Genomic DNA, 18578 nt, shown 5'->3' with positions numbered 1-18578 from the left:
AAAAGGCCCCGCAAACTTCGCGGGGCCTTCTTTGCGTCGCGTGCAGCCCGCTCGCAAGCGGTCTAAAGCTTAGGCCGCTGCCGGGACGACGTTGACCAGTTGCTTGTTGGCTGCGCCCTTGATCGTGAACGCGACGTGGCCGTCGACCAGCGCGTACAGCGTGTGGTCCTTGCCGATGCCGACGTTCAGGCCCGGGTGCATGCGCGTGCCGCGCTGGCGAACGATGATGCCGCCTGCGAGGATCGCCTGGCCGCCGTACACCTTGACGCCAAGTCGTTTCGACTCTGAGTCGCGGCCGTTACGTGACGACCCGCCTGCCTTTTTGTGTGCCATTTGTTTGCTCCTTTACCTGCGTGCGCTTACGCGTTGATCGCGTCGATGCGCAGTTCGGTGTAGTTCTGGCGGTGGCCGCCATGCTTCTGGTAGTGCTTCCGGCGACGCATCTTGAAGATGGTCACTTTGGCGTGTCGGCCTTGCGACACAACGGTGGCCTTGACGGAAGCCCCACTGACCAGCGGCGTACCGAACTTAATCGATTCGCCTTCGCCCACTGCGAGAACCTGGTCGAGCGTGATTTCTGCGTCAATGTCAGCCGGTATCTGTTCTACTTTAAGTTTTTCGCCAACGGCAACTTTGTACTGCTTGCCGCCGGTTTTTATGACCGCGTACATTGAGAACCTCACTCTGAGTAATCTTTTCAGGCACACTGCGCGCCCGAAACCTTAGATTATACATAGAGTTAGCTTCGCGGTCAAAACACATGCAACTCGGTTGCGCGAGTGTGCGCAAGGGACTTGGGGCCCGCCAGATGGGCCCCAGGGCTATCCGCGCGGCATAGCGCCAGCACCCATGCGGCCGCCCGGGCCGCTCGAAAATAGAGGGAGCCATCGGCCGGACGGCAGCGGAGCGTCCGGCATGCAGTCGATTCGCCTTATAATCCGCGGCACTACCCATATTTGCCATCATGTCGTCCACCGCCACCCCATCCCCCAGCGCAGCCACCCTGCTTGCACCCATCGCCAGTGACATGGAGCAGGTGAATCGTGTCATCCGGCAGAGCCTGGCGTCCGAGGTGATGCTGATCAACCAGATCTCCGAGTACATCATCGGCGCGGGCGGCAAGCGGCTGCGTCCGGCGCTTCTGCTGATGGTGGCCGGCGCGCTCGGCGACCACGGCACGGAGCGCCATGTGCTCGCGGCGGTCGTCGAGTTCATTCACACGGCGACGCTCCTGCACGACGACGTCGTCGACGAATCGGACCTGCGGCGCGGCCGCCAGACGGCCAACGCGCTGTTCGGCAACGCCGCCAGCGTGCTGGTGGGCGATTACCTGTATTCGCGCTCGTTCGAGATGATGGTGGGCGTCGGCAAGATGCGCGTGATGGAAATTCTGTCCGCCGCCACGACGATCATCTCCGAAGGTGAAGTCCTGCAGCTCCTGAACATGCACGACGCCGACGTGGACACCGACCGCTACATGCAGGTGATCCGCTACAAGACCGCCAAGCTTTTCGAAGCCGCGGCACAGCTCGGCGCGGTGCTTTCGGGGGCCGATGCGTGCACCGAGGAAGCCGCGGCCGAATACGGGCGGCGCATCGGCACGGCATTCCAGATCATGGACGACTGGCTCGACTACACGGGCACGCCTGAATCGATGGGTAAAAACGCGGGCGACGACCTGCGCGAAGGCAAGCCCACGCTGCCGCTCATCTGGCTGATCGAGCACGGCACGGCCGCGGAAGCCGCGCTTGCGCGCGAAGCGATCGAGCAAGGCGGCACGACGCGCTTCGACGAGATCTTCGCGGCGATCACGCGTTCGGGCGCGCTCGAACACACGCTGCAATGCGCGCGCACCGAGGCGCAGGCCGCCGCCGATGCGATTTCAGCGTTCCCCCCTTCCATTTACAAAGATAGCCTGCTAGAATTATGTTCTTACTCGACGACGCGCCAGTCTTGAAACAGACGAAGCTGGTTGTGGAGTCCCGCAGTAAATTCGGGGTGTAGCTTAGCCTGGTAGAGCGCTACGTTCGGGACGTAGAGGCCGGAGGTTCGAATCCTCTCACCCCGACCAGAATTCGAGAAAAACCGCGCATGCATTGCGCGGTTTTTTTTCGCCTGTATCTCCTGCACTGAGTCCTGTCCGACGCACCACGCTTCGCGCAGATGGCAGCGGCCTTGTCCGTTCGGCCAGTGGCCCTGGTACTACGGTACCCCTCTGTTATAGTTTCCCCATCCGCTCCCCCTCATTTTCTCGACGCGTGGACCACCTTCCCTTATGGGCGCAGATTTGCGCCGTCTTCGTCCTGCTCATCTGCTCCAGCTTCTTCTCCATCTCCGAAACGGCGATGATGGCGCTCAATCGCCATCGGCTCAAATACCTTGCCAATCACGGCACGCTCGGCGCGAAGACCACCCAGAAGCTGCTCGCGCGCACCGACCTGCTGCTTTCGGTGATCCTGATCGGCAACAATCTCTTCAACACCATCATCCCGGTCCTCACGACCTCGATCGCGCTCCATACCTTCGGCCGCAACAACCTCGTACTCTCGATCGCTACGGGCATCGTCGCGTTTCTCATCATCGTGTTCGCGGAAATCACGCCGAAGATTGTGGGCGCAACGTTTCCGGAAAAAATCGCGCTGCCCGCTAGCCTCTTGATCGCGCCGCTCATGCGTGTGACGAAGCCACTCATCTGGTTCGTCAACATGTTTGCGAACACCATCCTGCGCATACTCCACATCAATACGCACAAGGCGCATGACCAGCGGCTATCCACCGAGGAGTTGCGCACCATCGTGCTCGAGTCGGGCAGCTTCATGCCGACCAAGCACCGCAGCATCCTGCTCAACCTGTTCGATCTGGAAAACATCACCGTCGACGACGTGATGATTCCGCGCCGGCGCATCGAGGCGCTCGACTACGATGCCCCGCTCGAAGACATCCTGCATCAGCTCGAGACTTGCTATCACAACAAGCTGATCGTCTATCAAGGCGACATCGACCGCGTGCTTGGCGTGCTGCATGTGCGCAAGACGCTGGCCGCGCTCCATAACCAGGAGTTCGAGCGCGAGACGCTGCGCGAACTGCTCGCCGAGCCGTACTTCGTGCCCACGGGCACGCCCGGGTTCCAGCAACTTCAGTACTTCCAGGAAAGCCGCCATCGCATCGCGCTCGTCGTGAACGAGTACGGCGAAATGGAAGGGCTCGTGACGCCCGAAGACATCATCGAGGAGCTGATAGGCGAATTCACCACGTCGATGCCGCGCAGCGGCACCGGACGCGGCGGCTGGAACGACGAAGGCGAATGCATCGTGCCGGGCAGCATGCCTTTGCGCGAACTCAATCGCTGGCTTCATATCAAGCTGCCCACGGATGGGCCCAAGACGCTCAACGGCCTGATCCTCGAAATGCTCGAAGAGATTCCCGAAGGCGACGTATGCCTGCAGATCGGCGACGTGAAGCTCGAAGTGCTACGCAGCGACGACCAGGCCGTACGTACGGTCAAGCTCTTCAAGCCTGGCGCCAAGCCGCGCCAGGGTACGCTGCAAAAGGCGAAGAAGCTGCTGCCGGGACGTTAGCCGTTCGGCCAGGTGGCGGCGCAGTGCGCCGCACGCCATGATGAAGGCGTCATCTGTTCGAGGCGGCTTCGCGCCGGCATGTCGATGCTTTCTGCTCCTTATCGTGCGCGCCCTTTCGCCGCCGTGGCTTCCGAAGGCGGTACCGGCGGTGGGTCAACGGCGCGCACACCCTCACCTCTTTCTGCACCGCAGATCGATGACGCACCCGCCGTTCGCCTGCTATCCGAAACGCTGCGCGAAGCCGCGCGGCGCAACGCTTCGGATCTGCACATCGAGCCGATGGAACAGGGTTGGCGCGTGCGTCTGCGCATCGACGGCGTGCTGCACGAGATGGCGCGGCCGCCTGCGCATCTGCGCGATGCGTTCGTCACGCGCATCAAGGTGCTCGCGCGCATGGACATCGCCGAGCGGCGCATTCCGCAGGACGGCAGACTGCGGCTTGCGCCCTCCGCGGCGTCGCAAGCCGCCGATGACTATCGCGTGAATTCGCTGCCTACGCTTCACGGCGAAAAGCTCGTGTTGCGCAGGCTCGAAGCGCTTCCCGCAGATCTGTCTCTTACCGAGCTCGGGCTCGATGAAGCTCAACTGCACGCAGTAGCCGAAGCGATCAGCGCGCCGCATGGTCTTGTCCTCGTCACGGGCCCCACCGGCAGCGGCAAGACGCTCTCGCTCTACTGTTTCCTGCAAAGGCTCAACGTCACGGCGCATAATCTCTGCTCGGTGGAAGATCCCGCCGAAATCCAGCTCGCGGGCATCAATCAGGTCAACGTGCGCGAGAAAGCCGGGCTCACCTTTGCGGTAGCACTGCGTGCGCTGCTGCGCCAGGACCCGGACGTCATCATGATTGGCGAAATTCGCGACGAAGAAACCGCCAGCGTGGCCGTCAAGGCCGCGCAGACCGGCCATCTCGTACTCTCGACCGTGCACACGAACGACGCCAGCGCGGCCTGCGCACGGCTCGTCGACATCGGCGTCGAACCGTACAACCTGGCGGGCTCGTTGCGGCTCGTCACGGCGCAACGTCTCGTGCGGCGGCTATGTCCGCAATGCCGCGTGCGCGGCGAAGCTTCGCAGGGGGCGCTCATCGCAGCGGGCCTGACCGTGCACGACAGTGACATGACGCAGCCTTATGTCGCGCGCGGCTGCGAGGCTTGCCACGGCATCGGCTATCGCGGTCGCGTGGGTATTCACGAGGTCTTGCCGATTTCGGAGACCATACGCGACCTGATCGTCACAGGGCGCGGCGCGCACGAAATCGCTCGCGAAGCACGCAGAAGCGGTGTGGCAACTTTGCGCGACGCAGCGCTCGCACGCGTGCGCGACGGCACCACGAGCCTTGCCGAAGCGCTTGCCGCAACGGAAGCGCCATGAGCGCCGCGCGCGCCCATCGCGGCCCATCCGAGTGGCGCTTCGCGTGGCGCGGTCTCGATGCATCAGGCGCGACGAAGCGTGGCACGGTGATCGCGTTCGACGCCACGGCTGTGCGCGTCGCGCTCAAGCGCGAGCGCATCACCGTGCTCGCCATCGAACGCAGATCGAGCGCGGGCGCGCCCAGAGCAAGCCACGCGGACGTCACGCGCTTCACACGCCAGCTCGCAAGCCTTCTGCGCGCCGGCCTGCCGCTTGCGAACGCGCTCGACCTGCTCGCGCTCTCACCGGGGCCGAACGGCATGCCGCGCGTTGCCGCGACGCTCGCGCGCGACATCGCCGGCGGCCTGCGCTTTGCCGACTCGCTCGCGCAACATCCGGCGCGCTTCAACGCGCTGTATTGCCAGCTCGTCGCCGTTGGCGAAGCCTCGGGTGCGCTCGCCGCCGTACTCGTGCGCCTCGCCGACGACCGCGAGCGCGCCGCCGCACAGCGCGCCAAAGTGCGCGCCGCGCTCACCTACCCTGTCGCGGTGCTGCTGCTCGCGTTTGTCATTACCGCGGCGTTGCTGGTCTGGGTCGTGCCCACCTTCAAGCAGATCTTCGACGGCTTCGGCGCCGCACTGCCCGCGCCCACGCAGTTCGTGCTGATGCTCTCGGCGGGCGCCGCGCGCTGGAGCGTGCCGGCCACCGTAGCCGCAGCCACCGGCGCGCTCGCCCTGCAAGCGGGCTTACGCCGCTCGGAAGCCGCACGCATTGCGTTCGGACGCACGATGCTGAAGCTCCCGCTTTGCGGCGCGCTGCTCACCACACTGTGCGCCGCCCGCTGGAGCCGTGCGCTCGGCACGCTGCTCGCCGCCGGCACGCCACTCGCCGACGCCTTCGATTCGCTCGCGCACGCAAGCGGCAACGCATTCTTCGATCGTGCGAGCGCAGTTATCAGCGAGCGCCTGCGGCACGGCGAGCGGCTCGCCGCAGCCATGCGCGCGGCGGGATGCTTTCCGGCCGATGTGGTTCAGCCCGTTGCGGTCGCGGAAGAATCGGGCGCGCTCGACGCGATGTTGCTCGATGTGGCCTCGCTCGCGGACCGTCAGGTCGACGAAAAGATCGCACTCGTGTCGAGCCTGTGCGAGCCGCTCGTGATTGTCGTGCTTGGTGCGCTGGTCGGCGGCCTCGTCGTTGCGATGTATCTTCCCATCATTCAACTGGGCAACGTGGTGTAGCATCGCTGCCAGATTCCGGTTCCGTCTCATGCCCGCCCAACTTTTTTCCGCGCCCGACACCGCAACGCCACTCGCAGCCGCTCTCGCCGGTCTGCCTTTCGGCGTGCTCATGGTCTTCGCCATTGCGTTCGGGCTCGTCATCGGCAGCTTTCTCAACGTCGTCGTGCACCGGCTGCCGATCATGCTGGAGCGCGCGTGGCGCGCCGATGTGGCCGAAGCGACCGGCACACCCGGTCCGCTCTTCGAAGACGACGGGCTGCCCGCGCGCTACAACCTCTGGCTCCCACGCAGCGCGTGCCCGCACTGCGGTCACGTTTTGCGCGCCTGGGAAAACATTCCGCTGCTCAGTTGGGTCGCGCTGCGCGGGCGCTGCTCGCACTGTCATACACACGTGAGCGTGCGCTACCCGCTCATCGAAATTGCGAGCGCGGCTTGCGCGGCCGGCACATTGCTTGCCTTCGGGCCCACCGGCAAGGCGCTCGCCGCCTTCGTGCTGTGCGCGACGCTCATCGCCGCGAGCGCCATCGACCTCGAACACCAGATGCTGCACGACGAGATCACACAGCCGCTGCTGTGGGCCGGGTTGCTGGTCAATTTTGCCGGCACCTTCGTCACGCTGCGCGAAGCGGTGATCGGTGCGGTCGCGGGTTATCTGGCGCTCTGGTGCGTCTATTGGGTCTTCAAGCTGTTGCGTGGTGTAGAAGGCATGGGAAACGGCGACTTCAAACTGCTCGCCGCGCTCGGCGCATGGCTCGGGTGGAGCGCGCTGCCGCAGATCGTCGTAATCGCCGCAGTGGCCGGCGCGCTCGTCGGCATAGTCGCTACGCTGACGGGACGCATGCGTTTCGAAGAGCCGCTGCCGTTCGGCCCGTATCTGGCCGCTGGCGCGCTCGTCACATTATTTGCGGGCACACCGCTCTATGGCGTATTTGCGTGGGGGAACTGATCAAATGTTTGCGGTCGGATTGACGGGCGGCATCGGCAGCGGCAAGTCCACGGTCGCGGATTGCTTTGCAGCACGCGGCGTGACGATCGTCGACACCGATCTCATCGCGCATCGCATTACGGCGCCGCACGGCGTCGCGATGGCGCAGATCGCCGCGGAATTCGGCCCTGAATTCGTCGCGCCGGACGGCTCGATGGACCGCGCGCGCATGCGCACACTCGTGTTCGGCGACGAGTCCGCGCGCAAGCGGCTCGAGGCCATCACGCACCCGCTGATCCGCTCCGAGACCGAACGCGAAACGCGAGAAGCCAACGGGCCTTACGTAATCGTGGTCGTGCCCTTGCTCGTGGAATCGGGCACCTGGAAGACGCGGGTCGATCGTGTGCTCACCGTCGATTGCAGCGTGGAAACCCAAATCGCCCGCGTCATGCGCCGCAATGGCTTCACACGTGAGCAGGTGCTCGCCATCATCGCGCGGCAGGCCTCGCGCGAAGCGCGCTTCGCGGCCGCCGACAACGTGGTGGTGAACGACAACGGCGCGACGCTCGAAACGCTCGACCAGGACGTCGACGCATTGCATCGGACGTATCTCAAGCTCGCTGTTGCAAAGGCCAGCAAAGCTTAAAACGCACCATCCACGCGCGATTAGCGGGACACATCGGCAACGCGCCGGGCCGGCGCGATTGCGACCGTAGTCCCACGGCATTAGAATGTCCTGCAATCCGTCACCTACCACGCCCGAGGCGAGCGCGCTTGATTCTTTACGAGTATCCCTTCAACGAGCGAATCCGAACGCTGCTGCGCCTCGAAGACCTGTTCGAGCGCTTCACGTTTTTCCTGACCCAGGAGGATCCGAGGGAACATCACGTCGCGCTCACGACGCTCTTCGAAATCGCCGAAGTCGCAGGCCGCGCCGACCTGAAGTCGGATCTCATGAAGGAACTCGAGCGGCAGCGCCAAACGCTCGCGCCGTTCCGCGGCAATCCCGGCATCGAGCAGAACGCACTCGAAACCGTGCTGGGCGAAATCGAGCAAACGCTCGCTGGCCTCACGCAGATGCAAGGCAAGACGGGCCAGCATCTGATGGATAACGAGTGGCTCACGAGCATCCGCAGCCGCGCGATCATTCCCGGTGGCACCTGCAAGTTCGATCTGCCGTCGTATTACGCTTGGCAACAGTTGCATCCTGATCAACGCCGTCAGGACATCGCGAAATGGGTCACGCCGCTGCTGCCGCTGCGCGACGCCGCCGCCATCGTGCTGCGCCTCGCGCGCGAGTCGGGCCAGGCGTCGAAGGTGATGGCGATGCAAGGCAGCTATCAGCAGATGCTGTCGGGCCGTGCCTATCAGCTCATGCAAGTACGCGTGGCACCGGAATTGCGCATGATTCCCGAAGCAAGCGCCAACAAGTACATGCTGTGGGTGCGCTTCACCGTGCAGGATGGCGATCTGCGTCCGCGAGCCGTCGATCAGGACGTGCCGTTCCAGCTCACGCTCTGCAGCCTGTAAAACCGAACGCGCCGCCACGCCAGACCCAACGCAATCAAAGTTCTATCGCATGACTACTGTCGTCAAATGTCCGACCTGCGGCAAGGAAGTCCGCTGGGTGCTTGAAAACCGCTTCCGGCCCTTCTGCTCCGAGCGTTGCAAGCAAATGGATCTCGGCGCATGGGCAGCCGAAAAATACCGTGTTGGCGGCGCCGACGACGAAACGCCGCCGGAAGACGCGCCGCCCACGGATACGCGCCAATAAGCGCCGCGACGCGCTTGCGCCAGACGAAAAAGAGGCCGCTGTGCATCATCACGCACAGCGGCCTTTTGCATCGTGGTGGCCCGTGGGATGTCACTCCGCGGCGAGCCACTCCAGCACAGGAATCGTCGCGGGCAGGAGCGGCGCGACGCTCGCCGGCAGCGACTGCCAGACAAACGCCTGGCCTTCGCGGCCATGCGGCTCGCCGGTCCACTCGGTCACCTTGCAGAAGTAGAGCCGCACATAGGCGTGCGGATAGTCATGTTCGAGCGTGTGCCACAGGTGGCACGCCTTCACGTCGATGCCCAGTTCCTCGTGCAACTCGCGCGCGAGCGCCGCTTCGACTGTTTCGCCCGCTTCCAGCTTGCCGCCCGGAAACTCCCAGTAGCCTGCATACGGCTTGCCTTCGGGGCGCTGCGCGAGCAGGTAGCGGCCATCGGGCTGCACCAGCACGCCCACCGCGACTTCCGTCACGGGGCGTGCGTTTGCGCAAGCATCGTTTGCGGCGTTGGCTTCGGCGCTCATGCCTCTTGCGCCTTCTTGCCCGACCAGTCACGCGCGAATTGCCACGCCACGCGGCCCGAACGCGAGCCCCGCTCCAGCGCCCAGACGAGTGCGTCGCCGCGCGCCGATTCGACTTCGGCATCGTCGCAGCCAAAATGGCGCAGCCAGTGACCGACGATCGTCAGATAGTCGTCCTGCTTGAACGGATAGAAGCTCACCCAAAGGCCAAAGCGCTCGGACAGCGAGATCTTCTCTTCCACCACTTCGCCCGGATGAATCTCGCCGTCGGGCATGTGCTTGTACGTCTCGTTGTCGCTCATGTATTCGGGCAGCAGATGGCGCCGGTTCGAGGTCGCGTAGATCAGCACGTTGTCCGACTGCGCGGCCACCGAGCCGTCCAGCGCCACCTTCAGCGCCTTGTAGCCCGATTCGCCTTCCTCGAACGAGAGGTCGTCGCAGAACACGATGAAGCGCTCGGGGCGCGCCGAGATGAGATCGACGATATCGCCGAGGTCATGCAGATCGTCCTTGTCGACTTCGATCAGGCGCAGGCCCTCTTGTGCGTACGCGTTCAGGCATGCCTTGATCAGCGACGACTTGCCGGTGCCGCGCGCGCCGGTGAGCAGCACGTTGTTCGCGGGCTTCTTCTGCACGAACTGGCGCGTGTTGCGGTCGATAAGATCTTTCTGTCGGTCGATGTTCTGCAGGTCGTCGAGCGAGATCAGCGAGATCGCGGGCACCGGCTGCAGGTAGCCGCGCCCCTGGCGCTTGCGCCAGCGAAACGCGATGGCCGCGTTCCAGTCGACATCGGGTGCAGATGGCGGCAGCACGGCTTCGAGGCGGCCGAGCAGCGCTTCGGCGCGGGTCAAAAACTGTTCGAGCTTGTCCATGTGGTGAAGGCGCTTGAAATCAGGAGCGGTAGTCAGCGTTGATGCTCACGTAGTCGTGCGAGAGGTCGCAGGTCCAGATCGTGGCCTGCGCGTCGCCGCGGCCAAGCAGCACGCGAATCAGGATCTCGCTCTTCTTCATGACACGCTGACCGTCTTCTTCGCGGTAAGCCGGGTTGCGTCCGCCCGCTTTCGCCACGAGCACGTCGTCGAGATACAGGTCGATCTTGTCGACGTCGAGGTCCGTCACGCCGGCATAGCCGATCGCGGCGAGGATACGGCCGAGGTTGGGGTCCGATGCGTAGAACGCCGTCTTCACGAGCGGCGAATGGCCGATCGCATAAGCGATCTGGCGGCATTCGGCCACGTCCTTGCCACCTTCCACCTGCACGGTCATGAACTTGGTCGCGCCTTCGCCATCGCGCACGATGAGCTGCGAGAGTTCCTGGGCGACGGCCGTCACGGCGTCGCCCAGCGCGGCGTAGGCGGGCGTGTCCGTCGAGGTGATCGCGGGCAGGCTCGACTTGCCCGAGGCGATCATGATGAACGAGTCGTTGGTCGAGGTATCGCCGTCGATGGTAACGCAGTTGAACGAGCGGTCGGCCACGTACTTCACGAGCTCGTCGAGAACGGGCTGCGCAACGTTCGCATCGAAAGCCAGGAAGCCGAGCATGGTCGCCATGTTCGGCTTGATCATGCCCGCGCCCTTGCTGATGCCCGTGAACGTGATGGTGTGGCCGTCGACCGTGACCTGACGCGACACGGCCTTCGGCAGCGTGTCGGTCGTCATGATGGCCTGCGCGGCGTCGTACCAGTTCGCGGCCTTGCGGTTCGCCAGCGCGGCGGGAAGGCCCGCCTTCAAACGGTCGATGGGCAGCGGCTCGAGAATCACGCCGGTCGAAAACGGCAGCACCTGCGAGGACTCGAGGCGGGCAAGGCGCGCGAGTTCATCGCAGGTCTCGCGTGCGTGCTTCATGCCCGGCTCGCCGGTGCCCGCGTTCGCGTTGCCGGTGTTCACCACCAGTGCGCGAATACCCTTGCCGCCCGCGCGCACCTTCGCGAGATGTTCGCGGCACACCGTCACCGGCGCGGCACAGAAGCGGTTCAGCGTGAACACGCCGGCCACGCTCGCGCCTTCGTCGACGGAAATCACCAGGACGTCCTTGCGATTGGGCTTGCGGATGTTGGCTTCCGCCCAGCCGAGCGTCACGCCGGCGACCGAATGAAGTTGAGCGGGATCAATCGAGGGGAAATTGACAGCCATGGTGGCGACCTGTCGAAAAGGCAATGCCGGCGAGGGCTGGAGCCTGGCCGGCATCGGGATTCAAAACGCAAGGCCCGCCTGGAAAAGCGGGCCACCTGAATCTACGTTCAAGCCTGCGTCACGCGATCTTGCCGTGACACTGCTTGTACTTCTTGCCGCTGCCGCACGGGCACGGATCGTTGCGGCCCACCTTCGGCAGCTCGCTGCCCACCGGCGGCGTATGGCTCATGGCCGCGCCCACCATTGCGGCGGCGGCGTCGGCGGCCACGGGTACAGCAGCCGCGGGAGCCGGCGCTGCGTCGGCTTCGGCGAACTCGGCATGGCGGAACTCGACGTTCTCGACATGATGGCCCTGCTCTTCGATCTGCTCGGCCGCCTGTTCAAGCTGCTCCGGCGACTGGATCTGCACGTTCATCACGACACGCGTGACTTCGAGCTTCACGGCTTCGAGCATCGCGGCGAACAGTTCGAATGCCTCGCGCTTGTACTCCTGCTTCGGGTTCTTCTGCGCATAGCCGCGCAGATGGATGCCCTGACGCAGGTGGTCAAGCGCCGCGAGGTGTTCGCGCCAGCTGCGGTCGAGCGTTTGCAGCATAACCGAGCGCTCGAACGCGCTGAACGATTCGCGGCCCACGAGCGCGACCTTCTGCTCGTACGCTTCGTCGCCGGCGGCGAGCACGGCTTCGAGAATTTCATCGGCGTCGATCGACGACGACTCGTTGATCATCTCCTGGATCGCGAGGTCGAGCTGCCATTCGTTGCGCAGCACTTCTTCGAGCTCGGGCACGTCCCACTGCTCTTCGATACTGCCGTGCGCCACGAACTGACGCACGATGTCGTTGATCACGCCATGACGCATCGCGCCGATCGTTTCGGTGATGTCATGCGCTTCGAGCAATTCGTTGCGCTGCTGGTAGATCACCTTGCGCTGATCGTTCGAGACATCGTCGTATTCGAGCAGCTGCTTGCGGATGTCGAAGTTGCGCGCTTCGACCTTGCGCTGCGCCGACTCGATCGAACGCGTGACGATACCCGCCTCGATCGCCTCGCCTTCCGGCATCTTCAGGCGGTCCATGATCGCGCGCACGCGGTCGCCCGCAAAAATGCGCAGGAGCGGGTCTTCGAGCGAGAGATAGAAACGCGACGAGCCCGGGTCGCCCTGACGGCCCGCACGGCCGCGCAGCTGGTTGTCGATCCGGCGCGACTCGTGACGCTCGGTGCCGATGATGTGCAGACCGCCCGCGGCCTTCACCTGATCGTGCAGCGTCTGCCACTCGTCGCTCAGTTGCTGGATGCGGCGCGCCTTTTCGTCGGCGGGGATGGCGTCGTCGGCTTCGATGAACGAGGCCTGCTTTTCGGCATTGCCGCCCAGCACGATGTCGGTACCGCGACCCGCCATGTTGGTGGCGATGGTCACGCGCTTCGGACGGCCCGCTTCGGCAACGATCGCAGCTTCCCGCGCGTGCTGCTTCGCGTTGAGCACTTCGTGCGGCAAACCGGCCTTGGTCAGCAGGTTCGAGAGCAGTTCCGAGTTCTCGATCGACGTCGTGCCCACGAGCACCGGCTGACCGCGCTCGTAGCAATCGCGGATATCGCGAATGACAGCGTCGTAACGCTCCTTAGCGGTCTTGTAGATCTGGTCCTGCTTGTCGATCCGCTTGGGCGGGCGGTTAGTCGGGACCACGACCGTTTCGAGACCGTAGATCTCGTTGAATTCGTACGCTTCGGTGTCGGCCGTACCCGTCATGCCCGACAGCTTTGCGTACATGCGGAAATAGTTCTGGAACGTGATCGAAGCGAGCGTCTGGTTCTCGCTCTGGATCTTCACGTGCTCCTTCGCTTCCACAGCCTGGTGCAAACCGTCCGACCAACGGCGGCCGGCCATGAGACGGCCGGTGAATTCGTCGACGATGATGACTTCGCCGTTCTGGACCACGTAGTGCTGGTCCTTGAAGAACAGCGTGTGGGCGCGCAGCGCGGCGTACACGTGGTGCATCAGCGTGATGTTCTGCGGCGCGTAGAGGCTCTCGCCCTGGCCGATCAGGCCCCACTCGGCGAGCATGCGCTCGGCCTTCTCGTGGCCCGATTCGGTGAGGAACACCTGGCGCGCCTTTTCGTCGAGCGTGTAGTCGCCCGGCTTTTCCACGCCCGTGCCGTCGGCCTTCTCTTCGCCGATCTGCTGCTCGAGCAGCGGCGGCAGCGCGTTCATGCGCACGTAGAGTTCGGTGTGGTCTTCGGCCTGGCCCGAAATGATGAGCGGCGTACGCGCTTCGTCGATCAGGATCGAGTCGACCTCGTCGACCACGGCGAAGTTCAGCGCACGCTGCACGCGCGCCTCGGTCTCGTAGACCATGTTGTCGCGCAGGTAGTCGAAGCCGAACTCGTTGTTCGTGCCGTAGGTGATGTCCGCCGCGTAAGCTTCCTGCTTCGTCGCGTGGTCCATCTGCGACAGGTTGATGCCGACGGAGAGACCGAGGAAGTTGTAGAGGCGCGCCATCCATTCGGCGTCGCGCTGCGCGAGGTAGTCGTTCACCGTCACGACGTGCACACCGCGCCCCGACAGCGCATTCAGGTACACGGGCAGCGTGGCGACGAGCGTCTTGCCTTCGCCGGTGCGCATTTCGGCGATCTTGCCGTAATGCAGCACCATGCCGCCGATCAGCTGCACGTCGAAGTGGCGCATCTTCAGCACGCGCTTGCTCGCCTCGCGGCAAACGGCGAACGCCTCGGGCAGGAGTTCGTCGAGCGCAGTGCCATTGGCCACGCGCTCGCGGAACTCGACCGTCTTCGCGCGCAGTTGCTCGTCGGTGTACTGCTCGATCTTCGGTTCGAGCGCGTTGATCGCCGCGACCGTCTTCTGATATTGCTTGATCAGGCGCTGATTGCGGCTGCCAAAGATTTTCTGTAAGAAACCGGTGGTCATCGGAAGAGTGTCTGCGTCGCGGCTTTGGCCGGGATTCCCGAGGGCGGGTTCAGCGGGTTGTGCAGTGTGTGCACTACGCATCCGGACCGGAGGGACCTCGGCGGCTTTAGCCCAAAAATGGTGGATTCGAATCGGGCATTTTAGCACGCGCCCTCTCACCCGCCTGTGTCAGCGCGAAGACGGCTCTGGCGCGCGCGGTGCCCGCACGGACGGCCTTCCCGCCGTGCGGCGAAGGGCCGCGATGCGGCCCTGGCCGAATGGCCTGAAGGCGCTTGGATGAGCGTTGCGCAAGCTACAATGACGGCATCGCAGTCCCGTAGTGCGCGTGTGCTTCCCGCGTTCAGCAACGAGACGCCGCCTGCGCTCGCCCATCCTTACGCCACATGAGCCGTTTCTCGCCGTTTTCAAGGTCCAGGGGACCACGCACCCCCCAGCCGCTCGCTGAAGTGCTGAGCCGCACGGACGCGTTCGCGCCGCTGCGCGCCGGCGTTGAGCAGATCGCGGCGATCCAGCGCGACCTGAACGCGCTGCTGCCCGACTATCTCGCGGCTAGCGTCGAGCCCGGTTTCATCAAGGACGGCACGCTGGCCCTTTTCACTGCGCACAACGCGCTCGCCGCGCGGTTGCGTCATCTGGAGCCGCGGCTCGTGGCCGACTTGCAGGCGCGCGGCTGGGCGTTGAACAGCGTGCGCATCCGCGTGCGCCCTCAGGCCCTGAAAGATCCCGTGCCGCCCAAGCAGGCGCGCATGACGCCGGCTGGCGCGGCAGCGCTCCAGGCGCTGAGCGAAACGCTGGAGGCCTCGCCGCTGCAGGCAGCCCTCGCGAAGATGGCGGCGCGCCACACGAAAAAGCGCTAATCCGAGGCGCCTCAATCTCACGAAACTGCGCAACGAAGGCGCGCAAAAAGAAAAAAGGGCAGCCTGAAGCTGCCCTTTTTACTGGCAAATCGCGCTCGAAACTCAGGCGAATGCCGTCTGCGCCTCATAGCCGAAGCCGCGCGGCGCCTTCTGCGGATCGTCGAACGTAACGATCTCGTAGGCGTCCTCGTTCGCGAGCAACTCGCGCAGCAGCGCGTTGTTCAGGCCGTGGCCCGACTTATATGCGTCGTACGCCGCCAGCAGCGGATGGCCGACCACGTACAGATCGCCGATTGCGTCGAGCATCTTGTGCTTCACGAACTCGTCGTCGTAGCGCAGGCCGTCGTTGTTCAGAATGCGGTACTCGTCGAGCACGATGGCGTTGTCCATGCTGCCGCCGCGCGCGAGGCCCAATTCGCGCATCATCTCGACTTCGTGCGCGAAGCCGAACGTGCGGGCGCGCGCGATTTCGCGCACGTACGAGGTATTCGCGAAGTCCACTTCGAGCGCCTGGCCCGTCTTGTCGACGGCCGGGTGGCGGAAGTCGATCGTGAACTTGAGCTTGAAGCCGAAGTAAGGCTCGAGGCGTGCGAACTTGTCGCCGTCGCGGATCTCCACCGGCTTCTTGACCTTGATGAACTTCTTCGGAGCGTTCTGCTCCTCAATACCCGCCGACTGGATCAGGAACACGAACGAAGCTGCGCTGCCGTCCATGATCGGAATTTCCTCGGCGGTCACATCCACATAGAGGTTGTCGATGCCAAGGCCTGCGCAGGCGGACATGAGGTGCTCGATCGTCGAGACACGTGCGCCGTCTTTCTGCAGCACCGAGGCCAGGCGGGTGTCGCCAATCGCCATCGCCGATGCGGGGATGTCCACCGGCGTCGGCAAATCCACGCGCGAAAACACGATGCCCGTGTTCGGCGCCGCCGGACGGAGCGTCAGGTCGACTTTGCGGCCCGAGTGCAGGCCGATGCCGACTGTCTTCACGATTGATTTGATGGTTCGCTGCTTCAACATGGTCTTCTTGCTCATTGAAAATCCCAATCGGGACTTTTTAATTCATAGCACGAATTATACTCCAGTTGCGCCAAGTCCGTCGTTGTCACCGGCGTGACAAACTGTTTCCCTGTGTTACCCGCCAGGGATGGGGCGCGGGCCGATGCCCGGAACGGAGGCGTTCCCGGGGTGATCGGCCCGCTGGGCTCACGTAATCGCCTGTCACATTTACGCCGCAGGTTCGCGTTGCATCAGGGCAACGCAGCGCCCGCGAACGCGCTCATGCGCGGGTCAACGTGGCAAGTATGCTCGCAGCATCGCTCACTTCGAACTTGCCGGGTGCTTCGACGTGCAGCGTCTTGACCACGCCGTCGTCGACCACCATCGCATAGCGCTGGGAGCGGATTCCCATGCCACGCGCCGACAAATCCTGCTCCAGTCCGAGTGCACGAGTCAACGCTGCGCTGCCGTCGGCCATCATGCGTACCTTGCCCGAGGTACGCTGATCGCGTCCCCACGCGCCCATGACGAACGCGTCGTTGACGGACACGCACCAGACCTCGTCGACACCGGCCACGCGCAGCGCGTCGAAGTGTTCGACGTAACCCGGCACGTGCTTCGCGGAGCACGTGGGCGTGAATGCGCCCGGCAATCCGAAGATCACCACGCGCTTGCCCGCCGCTTCCTTTTGCACGTCGAAGCTGTTAGGCCCCAGCGTGCAACCCTCGCGCGCGTCTTCGACGAACTCGAAGAGGGTCGCTTCGGGCAGCGTTTCACCCTGTTTGATCATGACTCGTCCTTCGCAACGATGCGCAAGCGTGTCGCGCTGGCGTCGTGCAATGTTGGGCAACGATGTGCTCCAAGGTTAAACAGGTTCGTTGGGCGACACCGCGCCTGTCCCCCACGCTCAACGCGTGGCGGGCAACCGTCCCTGCCGCGCATCCTCGCGGATGCGGCCTTGCTGGTCGTGCTCGCCTTCATTGCTACGCAGCGCGCTATCTGTCTGCGGGCGAGGGCAACGCGTGCCCTGCCGCAGTCAGATCGGCTCGCGTGTCAGTCCGCCTGCTTGCGCAGGAACGCCGGGATATCGTACGTGTCGACGCCCTTTTCCTGCAGCGCCTGCACGTGCGAAGCCGCGGTGTCGCGCGACGTGCGCCACACTGCCGGCGTGTCGAGCGCGCCGTAGTCGGCCGTGTTGCCGTGGCCGCTGTGCTGCGGTGCGTACGAACCCGCCGGCGCCGGGATCGGCTGGTTGTCCGTGCCCGTGCGCAGCAGTTGCATCGGCGCGGCTTGCTGCTTCTTCGCCGCGCGGCCAAGGCCCGTTGCCACCACCGTCACGCGCAGCGCGTCGCCCATCGCGTCGTCGTACACGGCGCCGAAGATCACGGTTGCATCTTCCGCAGCATAGCTCTTGATGGTGTTCATCACTTCGCGCGTTTCCGACAGACGCAGCGAACGGCTCGACGTGATGTTGACCAGCACGCCGCGCGCACCCGACAGATCGACGCCTTCGAGCAGCGGGCTCGCCACGGCCTGTTCTGCCGCGAGGCGTGCGCGATCGACGCCGGCAACCGTCGCCGTGCCCATCATCGCCTTGCCCTGCTCGCCCATCACCGTCTTCACGTCTTCGAAGTCGACGTTCACGAGACCGTCGACGTTGATGATTTCGGCGATGCCTGCAACTGCGTTGTTCAGAACGTCGTCCGCGCACTGGAAGCACTTGTCCATCTCGGCGTCATCGCCCATCACGTCGAACAGCTTGTCGTTCAGGACGACGATCAGCGAGTCGACGTGATCCTCCAGTTGCTGCGAGCCGGCTTCCGCCACACGCATACGCTTGCCGCCTTCGAACTCGAACGGCTTGCTCACCACGCCAACGGTGAGAATGCCCATTTCCTTGGCGATCTGCGCGACGACCGGGGCTGCGCCCGTGCCGGTGCCGCCGCCCATACCGGCGGTGATGAACACCATGTGCGCGCCGCGCAGTGCGTCGGCGATGCGCTCACGTGCTTCTTCAGCCGCCGCGCGCCCCATCTCCGGCTTCGCACCGGCGCCAAGGCCCGTGTTGCCGAGCTGAATCACAGCCGATGCACGCGAGCGCGAGAGCGCCTGTGCGTCCGTGTTCATCACGATGAAATCGACGCCTTGCACGCCGCGGTTGATCATGTGCTGCACGGCATTGCCGCCCGCACCACCAACGCCTACCACCTTGATGATGGTGCCGTTGGTTTCCGTTTCCAGCATCTGGAATTCCATGTTGCCTCCGTCAAGAAAAAGATTCC

18 protein-coding genes and 1 tRNA gene are annotated in these 18578 nt (G+C 64.3%); 10 read left to right on the top strand and 9 right to left on the bottom strand.

The features are described from left to right. Positions 1-69: 69 nt before the first annotated feature. Positions 70-333 carry a 50S ribosomal protein L27 gene (rpmA, locus tag M3I54_RS34425; protein ID WP_028207811.1) on the bottom strand — a complete coding sequence of 88 codons (264 nt, stop codon included), beginning with the start codon at positions 331-333 and terminating at the stop codon, positions 70-72. A 26-nt stretch (positions 334-359) separates the two neighbouring features. Beyond that, positions 360-671, bottom strand: a complete 312-nt coding sequence (rplU, locus tag M3I54_RS34420) for a 50S ribosomal protein L21 (RefSeq protein WP_007180329.1) — start codon at positions 669-671, stop codon at positions 360-362. A gap of 293 nt (positions 672-964) precedes the next feature. Between rplU and M3I54_RS34415 the strand changes: the two genes are divergently transcribed. The 9 genes from M3I54_RS34415 to M3I54_RS34375 all read left to right on the top strand — a co-directional run bounded on the left by M3I54_RS34415 (position 965) and on the right by M3I54_RS34375 (position 8865). Beyond that, positions 965-1957 carry a polyprenyl synthetase family protein gene (locus M3I54_RS34415; protein ID WP_254343877.1) on the top strand — a complete coding sequence of 331 codons (993 nt, stop codon included), beginning with the start codon at positions 965-967 and terminating at the stop codon, positions 1955-1957. Between the two features lie 37 nt (positions 1958-1994). Further along, a tRNA-Pro gene (locus M3I54_RS34410) sits at positions 1995-2071 on the top strand. A gap of 187 nt (positions 2072-2258) precedes the next feature. Further along, positions 2259-3578: an HlyC/CorC family transporter gene (locus M3I54_RS34405; protein WP_254343875.1), complete on the top strand. Its 1320-nt coding sequence runs from the start codon at positions 2259-2261 to the stop codon at positions 3576-3578. A 78-nt stretch (positions 3579-3656) separates the two neighbouring features. Beyond that, positions 3657-4949: a GspE/PulE family protein gene (locus tag M3I54_RS34400; RefSeq protein ID WP_254343873.1), complete on the top strand. Its 1293-nt coding sequence runs from the start codon at positions 3657-3659 to the stop codon at positions 4947-4949. After that, positions 4946-6166, top strand: coding sequence for a type II secretion system F family protein (locus M3I54_RS34395; protein ID WP_254343871.1), 1221 nt, complete (start codon positions 4946-4948; stop codon positions 6164-6166). The genes M3I54_RS34400 and M3I54_RS34395 overlap by 4 nt, the downstream gene beginning before the upstream one ends. 28 nt (positions 6167-6194) lie before the next feature. Then, on the top strand, positions 6195-7112 hold the full coding sequence (locus M3I54_RS34390) for an A24 family peptidase (RefSeq protein WP_254343870.1): 918 nt from the start codon (positions 6195-6197) through the stop codon (positions 7110-7112). Between the two features lie 4 nt (positions 7113-7116). Next, complete coding sequence (gene coaE, locus M3I54_RS34385; RefSeq protein ID WP_254343868.1) at positions 7117-7737, top strand: dephospho-CoA kinase; 621 nt, start codon at positions 7117-7119, stop codon at positions 7735-7737. A 128-nt stretch (positions 7738-7865) separates the two neighbouring features. Further along, positions 7866-8621, top strand: a complete 756-nt coding sequence (zapD, locus tag M3I54_RS34380; protein ID WP_028207804.1) for a cell division protein ZapD — start codon at positions 7866-7868, stop codon at positions 8619-8621. Positions 8622-8670: 49 nt separating this feature from the next. After that, positions 8671-8865, top strand: a complete 195-nt coding sequence (locus M3I54_RS34375) for a DNA gyrase inhibitor YacG (RefSeq protein WP_254343866.1) — start codon at positions 8671-8673, stop codon at positions 8863-8865. Between the two features lie 90 nt (positions 8866-8955). Here the strand turns inward: M3I54_RS34375 and mutT are convergent, their stop codons facing one another. The 4 genes from mutT to secA form a co-directional block, all read right to left on the bottom strand. Further along, on the bottom strand, positions 8956-9387 hold the full coding sequence (gene mutT / locus M3I54_RS34370; protein WP_254343864.1) for an 8-oxo-dGTP diphosphatase MutT: 432 nt from the start codon (positions 9385-9387) through the stop codon (positions 8956-8958). Continuing rightward, the gene (locus M3I54_RS34365; protein ID WP_254343855.1) at positions 9384-10256 is read right to left on the bottom strand and encodes an ATP-binding protein; all 873 of its coding nucleotides are present in this window, start codon (positions 10254-10256) and stop codon (positions 9384-9386) included. The genes mutT and M3I54_RS34365 overlap by 4 nt, the downstream gene beginning before the upstream one ends. 19 nt (positions 10257-10275) lie before the next feature. Next, complete coding sequence (gene argJ, locus M3I54_RS34360; protein WP_254343853.1) at positions 10276-11517, bottom strand: bifunctional glutamate N-acetyltransferase/amino-acid acetyltransferase ArgJ; 1242 nt, start codon at positions 11515-11517, stop codon at positions 10276-10278. Positions 11518-11635: 118 nt separating this feature from the next. Further along, a complete protein-coding gene (gene secA / locus M3I54_RS34355) occupies positions 11636-14440 on the bottom strand; it encodes a preprotein translocase subunit SecA (RefSeq protein ID WP_254343851.1) in 2805 nt (934 codons plus the stop codon). A 383-nt stretch (positions 14441-14823) separates the two neighbouring features. Between secA and M3I54_RS34350 the strand changes: the two genes are divergently transcribed. Beyond that, entirely contained in the window at positions 14824-15297 is a 474-nt protein-coding gene (locus tag M3I54_RS34350; protein WP_254343849.1) for a DUF721 domain-containing protein, read from the top strand. 102 nt (positions 15298-15399) lie between these two features. Here the strand turns inward: M3I54_RS34350 and lpxC are convergent, their stop codons facing one another. From lpxC to ftsZ, 3 genes are all read right to left on the bottom strand, one after another. Further along, the gene (gene lpxC, locus M3I54_RS34345; RefSeq protein WP_028207797.1) at positions 15400-16317 is read right to left on the bottom strand and encodes a UDP-3-O-acyl-N-acetylglucosamine deacetylase; all 918 of its coding nucleotides are present in this window, start codon (positions 16315-16317) and stop codon (positions 15400-15402) included. 259 nt (positions 16318-16576) lie between these two features. Further along, positions 16577-17086 carry a peroxiredoxin gene (locus M3I54_RS34340; RefSeq protein WP_254343847.1) on the bottom strand — a complete coding sequence of 170 codons (510 nt, stop codon included), beginning with the start codon at positions 17084-17086 and terminating at the stop codon, positions 16577-16579. A gap of 263 nt (positions 17087-17349) precedes the next feature. Continuing rightward, the gene (gene ftsZ / locus M3I54_RS34335; RefSeq protein ID WP_028207795.1) at positions 17350-18552 is read right to left on the bottom strand and encodes a cell division protein FtsZ; all 1203 of its coding nucleotides are present in this window, start codon (positions 18550-18552) and stop codon (positions 17350-17352) included. Positions 18553-18578: the final 26 nt, after the last annotated feature.

It is taken from the genome of Paraburkholderia sp. CNPSo 3274 (genome assembly GCF_024206475.1).
Classification (GTDB): domain Bacteria; phylum Pseudomonadota; class Gammaproteobacteria; order Burkholderiales; family Burkholderiaceae; genus Paraburkholderia.
The sequence above is the reverse complement of the archived record's forward strand: the minus strand, read 5'-3'. Positions and strand labels throughout refer to the sequence as shown.